Below are 10,405 nucleotides of genomic sequence, written 5' to 3' on the forward strand. Positions count from 1 at the left end.
GGAGTGTCAGATGAAACCACATTGTCTGGAGTGGGGCCGCTTCGCGGCCCAGCGCAGGACAAGCCTGCTCACCACAAAAAACCGCTCATCACATCACGTCGACGTGGGGCGGATTCTGGGGATTGCTCTATATGGTTGGTGGATAGGTTTGTTGTGGTGAGCGGGCTTGTCGAATCGTCGCACCGCCCGCGCTGGGCTGCGAAGCGGCCCCAAACCCAGGCACCTCGGAGTGTCAGATGAAACCACATTGTCTGGAGTGGGGCTGCTTCGCAGCCCAACGCAGGGCAAGCCTGCTCACCACAAAAAACCGCTCATCACATCACGTCGACTCACCACGAAAAGAGTCGTCAGGCCCACTATCGATGTGATGCGCGGTGTTAGAGCGAAGACTGTTCCCTAGTGAGGCAACCGCTGATCCACTGTCGGCTATACCCCAATACCGCATCCGCCATGCCCACCGGAAAGTGAATAAACCCGTGGGCCGATTCCGGCAGCAAGTGCGCCTGCGCCTGCGGCCAGCGTTCGGCGAGCAACCGCGTGTCGTCCAGCAGCGGGTCCAGCTCGCCGACGAACATCAAGGCCGGCGGCATTCCCTCCACATCACCGTACAAAGGCGATAAAGGTGGCTGCCGACGCTGGTCATCGCTCAGCCCCGGCGTCAGCAGGCGCAAGGCGTCCACCATCCCTGGCCCGTCCAGCAGCAACGTATCGGGGCCTGCCGCCCGCACGCTGGGGCTGCCGGTGAGGTCGTACACGCCGTAATACAGCACCGCGCCGCTGATCCGTTCGAGCAGCGCCGGCCATTGTTTCAATGCAAGAAGCGTCGCGGCCGCCAGGTGCCCGCCGGCCGATTCCCCGACGACAATCACCGGCAACCCGGCAAACTCCGGCTCACCGAGCAGCCAACGCACGGCGGCCAGGCAGTCCTGCATCAAGCCCTGGACCGGTGTGTCGACCGCCAACCGATAGTCCACCGACACCACGGTCACGTCGCAGGCGCGCACCATGCCCAGGTTGAGGTCGTCGTCCATTTGCGCATTGCCGATCACCCAGCCGCCGCCGTGAATATCCAGTACCACGCCCTTGGGCGGGCCGCTGGGACGCAGGATGCGCACCGGCACTTGAATGCCGTCCTGGCGGATCAAGCGGGTTTCAGCGGCTGGGCCTTTCTTGATTTTCTGGCTGATGCGCAACAACGTCTGCAACACGCGCGGCGTGACGCGATTGCGGATCTTGAAGCGCGGCATCCACCCCAGTTTCTGATTGAAGCGGCGCATCTGGGCCAGTTCGGTCGCACTGGCGGGCCATGGCTGCAGGGCCATCAGCGGTTATTACGCAGGATCGAAAAATTCAACGCCGCCGCTACACACAGCCACGCCAGGTACGGGAACAGCATCAAGCCGGTGAGCAGGTCCAGGCGCACGGCCAGCACCACCATCGCGGCGACAGTAAGCCAGAGCAGCACGATAATCACCATGCCCGCCAACAGCCGGTGGGCACCGAAAAACACCGGGGTCCACAAGGTATTCAAGGCAATCTGCGCCGCCCACAGCGCCAATACCATCTGGCTGCCGGGGATCAGGCTCAAGCGATAACCGGCCCAGGCCAGCAGCAGATAGATGATCGTCCACGCCACCGGAAACAACCAATTGGGCGGTGTGAAGCTCGGTTTAACCAGAGAGTCGTACCATGCGCCGGGCTTGAAAATAATGCCGGTACTGGCGGCGGCGGCGCAGGCGAGCAGGAAGATAAAGAAGGTCATCGTCGGTCCTTGGCTGAGGTCAGCGGGGCGAGTGGAAAGAAAACCAAGCGGTCTGCATGCTTCAAATGACTCAAGCAGGCGCGCATAAATTCAATGCGGGTCGGAAATTCGCGTCGGATCCCTCGCTTTCAGCCGTCATTAAAATTGATTACCGTGCCTTCACTCCACCCGCCCGAGAGACCAATCTTGACCGACCCCATCAGCGATCGACACAGCAGCCCCTGGGCGGTGTTCCTGATTTTCCTGCGCCTGGGGCTCACCTCGTTCGGCGGCCCGATTGCGCACCTGGGGTATTTTCGCGAGGAGTTCGTGACCCGGCGGCGCTGGCTGAGCGAGCGCAGCTATGCCGAACTGGTCGCCCTGTGCCAGTTCCTGCCCGGCCCGGCCAGCAGCCAGGTCGGCATCGCCCTGGGCCTGACCCGCGCCGGTTACGGCGGCGCGGCGGCGGCGTGGGCCGGGTTTACGTTGCCGTCGGCGCTGCTGCTGATCCTGTTTGCCTTGGGCTTGGCCCACTACGGTACGGCCGTGCCCGCCGGTGTGCTGCATGGCCTCAAGGTGGTCGCGGTGGCGGTGGTCGCCCAAGCCGTGTGGGGCATGGCGCGCAACCTGTGCCGGGGCGTAACGCGGGTGCTGCTGATGCTGCTCGCGGCCGCAGCAGTACTGTGGCAACCCTCGGCGTGGGCGCAGGTGGGCGTGATTGCCGCCGCTGGATTGGCCGGTCTGGTGCTATTCAAACCTGCACTGGCCACTGAACCCGACGCACTGCCCATCCCCCTCAGCCGACGCGCCGGGGCCTTGTGGTTACTGCTGTTTGCCGTGCTGCTGGTGGGCCTGCCGGCGCTGGCGCATGGGCTGCCCCATCACAGCCTGGCGCTGGTGGACGCCTTCTACCGCAGCGGCGCGCTGGTATTCGGCGGCGGCCATGTGGTGCTGCCGGTGCTGCAAGCCGAAGTAGTAGCGCCGCAGTGGCTGAGCAATGACGTCTTCCTCGCCGGCTACGGTGCCGCACAAGCCGTGCCGGGGCCGCTCTTCACCTTCGCGGCCTTCCTGGGCGCCTCAATGAACCAAGCCCCCAGCGGCTGGCTGGGCGGCGTGGTGTGCCTGCTGGCGATCTTCGCGCCATCCTTCTTGCTGATCTTCGGCGCCCTGCCCTTCTGGCAAAGCCTGCGCCACAGCCCACGCACCCAGGCCGCGTTGGCGGGGGTCAACGCGGCGGTGGTTGGCCTGTTGCTGGCGGCGCTGTACCACCCGGTGTGGACCAGCGCGATCTTCAACCTGTACGACCTTGCCCTGGCGTTACTCGCACTCGTCGCCCTGATGGCCTGGAAGCTGCCGCCGTGGCTGGTGGTGGCAGGTTGCGCCGTGCTGGGTGGCCTACGCGGCTGAACCGGGCGCGACGATCCTGAGCCAGGGCCAGCGCGCCTGATAACTAAGGGCCTTTTGCGCAAACAACGTGGGTTCCGAGTGCAACGGGTTGATGCGAAGCACGCCCTCGGCCACATCCTGCAACCCGTAAGGCGCATACAACTCGCCCGTCGCCACCTCCAAAGCGATGCAGGTGCCGGCCACCAAGTAACGATCCACGCCGTCGCGGGCCGAGTGCAACTGTGGATAAGGCCGACCGAAACGCTGGCCATACCACAGGTGAACCCGCGCCTGATTCCTGACCTCGACATTCACCCCCAAGTCCTTGAACAACGCCTGCGCCGCGCGAATCACCGCGTCCTCAGCTTCGTAGGACAGGTCTGGGTCGAAGTAAAAAACGTCGTAGTCCTTCACCCCCTGATCGGCCGGTCGATTCGCCTGATGGTTCCACACCGCCTGGAACAGGCAGCCCGCCGTGAGCATGCACTGCGCCACACCCAGGTCGGGTAGGCGTGCAGTGATTTCTGCATTGAGGGGGTTGGCCATGGCCAGGGAGATAAACGTGTCGACGGTCAATGTCATGGGCGCTCCTGCGGACGACGGTGCTTATTCAGGCGAAGGCGGCCACAATAATGCACCGCTGTAAATGGCGGAAACATTTACTCAACGTGACAGTCTCAGTGCCGACCCGCCCTCAATCGTCAAGGATAAAACGATGCGACTCAACGCCATGGCCCTCGCCGCCAGCGCCCTGCTGCTCACCGCCTGCAGCGACAGCCCGTCCGACACGGACATTCAAACGGCGCTCCAACCCCAGCTGCAAGGCCCTGCCTGCGTCAGCGCGCCAATGTTCAAAAGCTTCCCGGTCACCTTGAGCGAAGGCTTCAGCGCCGCCGTTTCCAGCGGCAACGCACCGGCGTTCGACGCCCTGGTCGACGCCGGCCTATTGGCCAAAAGCGACAAAACCTACAGCCTCACCGAAGCCGGCCGCACGGCCTACACCGAACAAGCACCGGGCTTCTGCTATTCCAAAGGCTACGAAATCGCCAAGATCAAGGACATCAGCCCCAACCCCGACCCAATGGGCGCCGCCGTGGACAAATCCTGGGTGGTCACCCTAGACATCCGCCAGATGCCCGTGGCCGCCTGGGCCAAAACCCCGGCCCTGGCAAAACTCACGCGCCACCCGGAAAACCTTTCCGAAGCGCCCAAGACTTACCACGTGACGGTCGGCCGCGTGAAAGGTGAACAGGGCCTCAAGCTGATCGACCCCAGGTTTTCCATCATGCGCGGTGTCAGCGTCAGCCAGGGGTTCTGATCGGAGCATTTGGACGGTGTTGGCGAAAATCGTCTGAAGGCAAAATCCGAATACCCTGCGACGCCTTGCTCCCTTGCCTACGCCTGCGTCAGAATCCGCCGGCTTGTGCGCTGGGGTGGCCGTCTCTAAGGTTGCCCGGTCGCTGAATTTCTCAGGGATCGGGTTTAGTAGCCTGAGTTGGGTATTGAAAAGTGCATGAACTTCATCATTCAGACATTGCGTCTGAACTTGATGGTGGCTGTGCGTAGGGCGCCTCCGGGCGCGCCGGCTTTAGATATCCACCGGTCTACTAACCTGCGTACAGCTGCCACCCATCGTTTAGTAGCGACAAGGTGACGGCATCATTCGGGATATCTTGTATGTACAAAGTCACGCCAGATTCACCCCATCTTTTTAGCGTCACCCCCGACGCCAGCACCGAAAGCCTCATCACCAACAGCTACGAAACCTTCACCAGCGTCAGCACACTGCTGCTCGACCTGTCCGAAGACCTCAGCGGCAAACACCGCGACATCGCCCTGGCCATCCACCAACTGAGCGAACTCGGCGTACTGCTCACCGCCCGCCTCCTCGACCGCGAAGCGCCCTGCTCGGCTTAACCTTTCAACTCATCCGCCCGATGGCTCGCCGCGTCGTCGTAAGCCACATACAACGACTCGGCGACCTGGCTCTTGATCGCTTTGCTGGCTTCCAGCCCAAGCACAAACCCTTCGGCTTTACCCCCGGCGCGGTTGAGTTCTTCATGGGTAGCGGCGCCGGTAATGGCGTCAAGAAGCTTGACGGCCTGCGGGCCGACGCCTTTGGGGAGGGAAATGTGCTCGATGGACATTGCGGTACCTATTGAGGAAAAGAACGGTAGCGCGTGGAACCACTGCCGGGGCGTGCATGGTAGACCGATTGCAGGCGTGATGGGCCGGTTTCGGCCATGACCGGCCCGCCCACTTGCTCAGCGGCAGCGCGATTACTGATAAGTGTCCGCCTCTTGCGCCGGATAAAACTCGCCCTCCTTGCCCATTTTTACCAGCCGTTCGCGCACGATCACCTCAACACGGGCCACCGCAGCCTGATCGTCAGGATCGACCAGTTGCAAGCACAGGCGCCGAACATTCTGATCGTGGGTTCCCTCACTGAGCATCTCGTGGGTGAACACTTGCTCACCACGCCATAGACACAGCTGCGTATGCGTGTCGCCGAGCCAGATCTCGTTGACCGATCTGAGGTCAGTGGTCGCCAGTTGGTCCACGGTGATTGTCTTATCCATTACGCCGTACCTTACCGATGAATAGGTACAGGTAGACTGAAAGGCACAGCGGGTCGTTCCACGCATCGGCGGGTCGACCGGACCTATGGTGTTGAACTGCGGTCTGGTTCAGGGTTGAACGGGCAGCAATTGCGGGGGCGAGGAAGAAGAGTCCAGGGTGAACCAACACTGACTTGATAGGTTGACTCACAAAGGACCGTATGCAGATAAAGCTCTTTGTGACGGGCAGTAATCGTCCAGATGCAGACCGTGGACAGGCTATTACTGCATCAGTAATGATGCGTCTATCACTGCCGCGCTTTTACGTTTAATCTCGCGATTAGAAAATCAATTTTCAGGATAATCAAGAGGTCACGTGTCGCTATGGAAAGTTACACCACATGCATTCAGCAAAACCGCGGCAGTAGTGTCGACTAATAAATAATCAGGAGCAATCATGAAAATTGTTATAGCACTCACACTTTTATTATTTACATTAGCAGGATGCGCTACAGCTGTGAGCCAATCGCCACAGCAAGCTGCACAATCTGCGGCAATTTTGTTTGAGCAACAAAAATTCAATTTAATCTGGATTCCCGCAGCTGATAACGCTATCTCTGGAGCGATGGCTTCCGCCCTTATCGGAAGTGCAGGTCTAGACTCTCCGATTGTTTCAAGCATCCACCAAATAATTGCCCCTGCAAGCGAAGCTGAAGTTCGTGTCGCCATCTCAGGAGTTAATAGTTCTTTTGCAGCTAACTCAGCTATTTCGGCTTTAAATAATACAACAACTATGCTTCCTAAATTACAACTTGCATTCATCGGTTCTAAATCAGACTCCGAGGCCGTTCGCTCGGCAGTGGAAGCTAAAGGCGGTAAATTCTTACACTCCACACCAAATGGCTCCTAAATAGCGACGAACGACGCTGGCCTGACCGGCGTCAGTCGACCTACAGCTATCGGTCGTGACAGGCAGAAATCGCCAGAAGCGGCCTGTCGACACCGGCGCCCCCATTCCTTGTGCGGTACTGCGTTCATGCAACTAGACACTGTCCTAGGCGACTTCTTCCTAACGTACGGCAAACACCTCCACATAGAGGCCAACCATGCCCTATTACGGTCGGGTGACTTCGCTAAAAACCTCTACCTCATCAAAGCTGGTGCAGTGCGGATCTGCGTGCGCGACGCAGAAGGAACGGATACCAGCGTCCAATTCTTTTTTGAGGGCGAGGTCGTAAGCTCTCTGGAGAGCCTGGTTAGCGGCTGTCCAAGCGAGTTGGAAATTATCACGATGGAAGCGTGCCACCTATGCGTGCTAGACCGGGACACCGTTCTGGCGCACACCCTTTCGAAACCAATCTTGCAGACTCAGTTGCTGGCACTCACGCAGTTGCGACTGGTCGACTACATCAAGCTCTACACCAGTGCCATCTCGCAAACCCCTACAGAACGATATCTGGGCATGCTTTCCACTCAGCCAGATCGATTGGCAAGAATTCCCATGCACGTGCTTGCAGGTTATTTGGGGGTGACCCCAGTTCACTTGAGCCGAATTCGGCGAAAGCTGAAAGCGAGCGCAGACAAAACCGGCATCTGAACATATGTAAATGACAACATAACGCCAGAGAAGCACGATTGGCCTTCACCACTGCTCTGACCAATCTGCGGCAGCTAACGGGCTGATGTTTCGACATAGCCCGCTGCCCTTGGTTACCACAGTAGCGATGAGACTTTTCAAGCATCCATCCACTTCTGGAGGTATCTCGATGGCATTGAATTTACTGGCTGTACTGCAGATTTCCGGCGCAGCATTTCTGACTTGGGCATTAGTCAAGTTAGCACGCTGGCTTTGGATCTACCTCTGGCTACCAGCGCGATTCAACGGCGAATCTTTAGCCAAACGCTACGGTAAAGGAAGCTGGGCATTCATCACTGGTGCCAGCGACGGTTTGGGTAAAGCTTTCGCCCGCGAATTAGCCCACTGCGGCTTTAACCTGATCTTGGCAGCACGTACCCAGTCCAAACTTGATCGCCTCCAGAGCGAGTTGCAGGAGTTGGGGGTTCAAGTTAGAACTATCGCGCTTGACCTGTCGGATTCGGCGCCACACACCTATCAAGCCCTGGCCGCCGCCGCAGAGGATGTTGATCTCTCGGTGCTGATCAACTGTGTAGGCACCACAGTACATCGGCGTTATGCGGATGTGCCGACTGCAACTCTACGCCGTTTGCTGGCTGTGAATGTCAGTACCACCGCTATCGTGACCCATACGTTGCTGCCTGGACTTCTCAGGCACAGCTCCTCGACAGGAAGACGTGCGGCGCTTCTGAACGTAGGCTCCATTGTGGGACGCTTTTATTGGCCGGGTACGCAGATCTATGGAGCCTGCAAGGCTTTCGTTGATCATCTCACTGTTCCGCTGGCATTTGAGTATTCAGATCAACTCGACGTTTTGTCCTTTCAGCCCACCGTCATGGCGACAGCTATGGCAGCAGGCACAGAACCAGCTGCCATTACCATTCCAGCAGAATTGGCTGCCAGCGCAGCGCTGTCTCATTTAGGCCACACACTCTCATCTCATGGCCATTGGCGACACGGTCTAATGGCAGCCCTTGTCACTATCCTTCCCGCCCGTGTACGAAATGCAGTGCTGCTCAGCGGAGCGTTGGAGATGGGGAGAGTTGAAATGGCCAAGGGCGAATAGGCCCTAGGCATCGAGCGTCCCCTTTGCTTGCTTCTCGACAATGCACCCCAGACCCCAACAGCAGCTTTATGGCGGTAGCTGCTCTTCGCTAAGGGCAGCTATGGGGTCGATTTTTGCCGGTCACCACGGTCAGAAAGCGGTCAGAACCAGGCGACTCGCGCTGGCTTTTTTGCCGCATCAGTCACTGCTGTAAACCAGATGAGGGTAGTTACCGTCCTCGCCTTTCACCCATCGAAACGCAAGAAATCTGGTCATTGCTATCCAAGTAATACATCCCTTCCAAGAAGCCGACCATCGGCGTGAGCCCGAGTAATGGTTCAGACTCAAATGTGATGGGGAAAGAAATCCGTTTCGCTTCATCTGAGGCTTCATCCCAGGATGGGTTTAACAATTCCTGCCCAGAACGAAACAACTGTGCCGTCATTGAGGAACAGCGTGGGTTGTCGATGGTTAATATGTTCAATCAGACTCCAGTGCACGTATCCCAGATAGCGAGTGCCATCGGCACCGAAAAACTCGGCTCGCACGATCATCGCCAAGCCTACTTCCTCGACACAAGGTCGATTAAAGTAAGTGCCCTCAAAGAAAGCGCCTCGAATCGTTTTTATACCCGATATGGTTTCCAGTTCGTCCAAAGCAGTGAGTTCGACAATTATTATGTCCGCCACAATCTTACGGTGAGCGGCCCAGCGTGTTAGTGGGTTGAAGGCAGAGTCGGTGGCAGATCCCATTGTTTAAATGTGGTCGCACCCCGTTTGCATGCTTCTACTTGCAGCGCCGGTTGTTCAATGCGGCGATTCTGTTGTGACTGACGGCCATTCAATAGGTATCAGCAAAAAACTCTGTCTTAATAGGCGCTTACTTGTACAGAGGCGTCTGTCTGATGATACGTAGCATTTTCACATTCCTTTTGGCGGCAGGCATTGGGTGCGTTCATGCTGCCGAGAAAGTCCCGTTGGCGCGTGACATCAAGGACTGGATTATCGGCTGCGATAACACACGAACATGCACGGCGATCAGTGCCGTGCAGGAGCGCGATGACACGGGCTTTTCAACGTTCAGCATACGAGTCACACGTGAAGCCGGCCCGCAAGGCGCCTTGCATGTCGGGGTGTTCAGCTATACAGAAACCCGTGGCCAGCCAACACTTGATGACAAACCGCTGAAGTCTCAATTTGAACGTGGCGAACTGAAAGAAGGCGATACCCCCGAGGTTTATGCACTCAACGGTTCGTCAGCCCAAGCCCTGATCACAGAGTTGCGCAATGGGAACTACCTGGTGCTGCCGGTCAAGGAGGGCAAATCGTACGCATCGCTAAGCGGGATGAGTGCGGCGCTGTTGCTGATGGACTCGGTTCAGGGGCGGGTCGGCACGCAGGACGCATTGATCTCCAAGGGCCCGGCGCCCGCTAGCAGCGTGCCGTCAGCCCCTGCCGCTCCGATAGCGCCAATTTGGCAGGCACCTGCCGCGCTAACTGCGGACAAAGCAAAACAGATCGCGGATGCCGTGGTCGTTGCTACGCGCAAGGACTGGCAAGAAGATCTGAATGAAGACATCACGCCAAAAGCCAGCGCCTACGCCTTGAGTTCAGATCAAGCACTAGTGATCATCGAAACCGGCTGTGGGGGCTACAACTGCTTCTACAGTATTTACCAAGCACCCTTGGACCACCCAGAGCAGGCGCGCGCAGCGCTAATCGCCGAAGTGCCAAACCTGCCGGAACGAGAGCCCCAGGGCTTCGTAGAGTTTGATCCGGCCACGGGTGTACTTAGCAGTCAGGAAAGAGCGATGAGGATGGGCGGTTGTGGTACTACGCTGCGCTGGCGTTACGACGGTAGCGGTTTCACGCTCACGCATGCGGCTGAAATGATCCCTTGCATGGGGCTGGACCAGGCTTATTGGCCTGTGCTGTGGCGTAGCCAGGGAAGTCGCTGATACTGCGAATATCCCGCAAAGGAGGCCTGTAGTGGTCTAATGAAACCGGACACCCATTTAGGCGAGAATGCTCGCCAGATCG

At 58.4% G+C, this 10,405-nt stretch carries 12 protein-coding genes and 1 pseudogene; 8 read left to right on the forward strand and 5 right to left on the reverse strand.

All coding sequences use genetic code 11. The features are described 5' to 3' along the window. Window positions 1-377 precede the first annotated feature (377 nt). Together QRN10_RS14365 and tspO are read right to left on the reverse strand one after the other, a co-directional pair. The gene (locus tag QRN10_RS14365) at window positions 378-1,322 is read right to left on the reverse strand and encodes an alpha/beta hydrolase (protein ID WP_285428588.1); all 945 of its coding nucleotides are present in this window, start codon (window positions 1,320-1,322) and stop codon (window positions 378-380) included. Beyond that, on the reverse strand, window positions 1,322-1,762 hold the full coding sequence (gene tspO / locus QRN10_RS14370; RefSeq protein ID WP_034099216.1) for a tryptophan-rich sensory protein TspO: 441 nt from the start codon (window positions 1,760-1,762) through the stop codon (window positions 1,322-1,324). The genes QRN10_RS14365 and tspO overlap by 1 nt, the downstream gene beginning before the upstream one ends. A gap of 186 nt (window positions 1,763-1,948) precedes the next feature. On the opposite strand from tspO, the gene chrA reads away from it, so the two are divergent. Continuing rightward, window positions 1,949-3,148: a chromate efflux transporter gene (gene chrA / locus QRN10_RS14375; protein ID WP_285428589.1), complete on the forward strand. Its 1,200-nt coding sequence runs from the start codon at window positions 1,949-1,951 to the stop codon at window positions 3,146-3,148. Here chrA and QRN10_RS14380 read toward each other — a convergent pair. Continuing rightward, window positions 3,137-3,709, reverse strand: coding sequence for a nucleotidyltransferase family protein (locus QRN10_RS14380; RefSeq protein WP_285428590.1), 573 nt, complete (start codon window positions 3,707-3,709; stop codon window positions 3,137-3,139). The genes chrA and QRN10_RS14380 overlap by 12 nt on opposite strands. A gap of 133 nt (window positions 3,710-3,842) precedes the next feature. Here QRN10_RS14380 and QRN10_RS14385 point away from each other — a divergent pair, with 133 nt between their 5' ends. Further along, window positions 3,843-4,445: an SEN1982 family lipoprotein gene (locus QRN10_RS14385; protein ID WP_253508580.1), complete on the forward strand. Its 603-nt coding sequence runs from the start codon at window positions 3,843-3,845 to the stop codon at window positions 4,443-4,445. Between the two features lie 359 nt (window positions 4,446-4,804). Next, a complete protein-coding gene (locus tag QRN10_RS14390) occupies window positions 4,805-5,044 on the forward strand; it encodes a DUF6124 family protein (protein WP_285428591.1) in 240 nt (79 codons plus the stop codon). Here QRN10_RS14390 and QRN10_RS14395 read toward each other — a convergent pair. Then, a complete protein-coding gene (locus QRN10_RS14395; protein ID WP_253508584.1) occupies window positions 5,041-5,274 on the reverse strand; it encodes a hypothetical protein in 234 nt (77 codons plus the stop codon). The two genes, QRN10_RS14390 and QRN10_RS14395, sit on opposite strands and share 4 nt — an antisense overlap. Before the next feature lie 132 nt (window positions 5,275-5,406). After that, window positions 5,407-5,706, reverse strand: coding sequence for a hypothetical protein (locus tag QRN10_RS14400; RefSeq protein WP_094066784.1), 300 nt, complete (start codon window positions 5,704-5,706; stop codon window positions 5,407-5,409). A 436-nt stretch (window positions 5,707-6,142) separates the two neighbouring features. On the opposite strand from QRN10_RS14400, the gene QRN10_RS14405 reads away from it, so the two are divergent. The 5 genes and pseudogenes from QRN10_RS14405 (at window position 6,143) to QRN10_RS14425 (ending at window position 10,323) form a co-directional block, all read left to right on the forward strand. Further along, on the forward strand, window positions 6,143-6,595 hold the full coding sequence (locus QRN10_RS14405; protein ID WP_285428592.1) for a hypothetical protein: 453 nt from the start codon (window positions 6,143-6,145) through the stop codon (window positions 6,593-6,595). Window positions 6,596-6,721: 126 nt separating this feature from the next. Beyond that, on the forward strand, window positions 6,722-7,282 hold the full coding sequence (locus QRN10_RS14410) for a Crp/Fnr family transcriptional regulator (RefSeq protein ID WP_181081491.1): 561 nt from the start codon (window positions 6,722-6,724) through the stop codon (window positions 7,280-7,282). 169 nt (window positions 7,283-7,451) lie between these two features. After that, window positions 7,452-8,387, forward strand: a complete 936-nt coding sequence (locus QRN10_RS14415; RefSeq protein ID WP_266246186.1) for an SDR family NAD(P)-dependent oxidoreductase — start codon at window positions 7,452-7,454, stop codon at window positions 8,385-8,387. Window positions 8,388-8,950: 563 nt separating this feature from the next. Continuing rightward, window positions 8,951-9,085: pseudogene (locus tag QRN10_RS14420) on the forward strand (GNAT family N-acetyltransferase); the annotation flags it as partial. Window positions 9,086-9,270: 185 nt separating this feature from the next. Further along, window positions 9,271-10,323 carry a DUF1176 domain-containing protein gene (locus QRN10_RS14425; RefSeq protein ID WP_181081488.1) on the forward strand — a complete coding sequence of 351 codons (1,053 nt, stop codon included), beginning with the start codon at window positions 9,271-9,273 and terminating at the stop codon, window positions 10,321-10,323. Window positions 10,324-10,405 lie beyond the last annotated feature (82 nt).

It is taken from the genome of Pseudomonas sp. lyk4-R2A-8 (genome assembly GCF_030209095.1).
Classification (GTDB): Bacteria; Pseudomonadota; Gammaproteobacteria; order Pseudomonadales; family Pseudomonadaceae; genus Aquipseudomonas; species Aquipseudomonas quebecensis.

Coding starts and splice junctions, on each gene's coding strand:
- QRN10_RS14365 (WP_285428588.1), bottom strand. CDS start 1,322: ATGGCCCTGCAGCCATGGCCCGCCAGTGCGACCGAACTGGCCCAGATG.
- tspO (WP_034099216.1), bottom strand. CDS start 1,762: ATGACCTTCTTTATCTTCCTGCTCGCCTGCGCCGCCGCCGCCAGTACC.
- QRN10_RS14380 (WP_285428590.1), bottom strand. CDS start 3,709: ATGACATTGACCGTCGACACGTTTATCTCCCTGGCCATGGCCAACCCC.
- QRN10_RS14385 (WP_253508580.1), top strand. CDS start 3,843: ATGCGACTCAACGCCATGGCCCTCGCCGCCAGCGCCCTGCTGCTCACC.
- QRN10_RS14390 (WP_285428591.1), top strand. CDS start 4,805: ATGTACAAAGTCACGCCAGATTCACCCCATCTTTTTAGCGTCACCCCC.
- QRN10_RS14395 (WP_253508584.1), bottom strand. CDS start 5,274: ATGTCCATCGAGCACATTTCCCTCCCCAAAGGCGTCGGCCCGCAGGCC.
- QRN10_RS14400 (WP_094066784.1), bottom strand. CDS start 5,706: ATGGATAAGACAATCACCGTGGACCAACTGGCGACCACTGACCTCAGA.
- QRN10_RS14405 (WP_285428592.1), top strand. CDS start 6,143: ATGAAAATTGTTATAGCACTCACACTTTTATTATTTACATTAGCAGGA.
- QRN10_RS14410 (WP_181081491.1), top strand. CDS start 6,722: ATGCAACTAGACACTGTCCTAGGCGACTTCTTCCTAACGTACGGCAAA.
- QRN10_RS14415 (WP_266246186.1), top strand. CDS start 7,452: ATGGCATTGAATTTACTGGCTGTACTGCAGATTTCCGGCGCAGCATTT.
- QRN10_RS14425 (WP_181081488.1), top strand. CDS start 9,271: ATGATACGTAGCATTTTCACATTCCTTTTGGCGGCAGGCATTGGGTGC.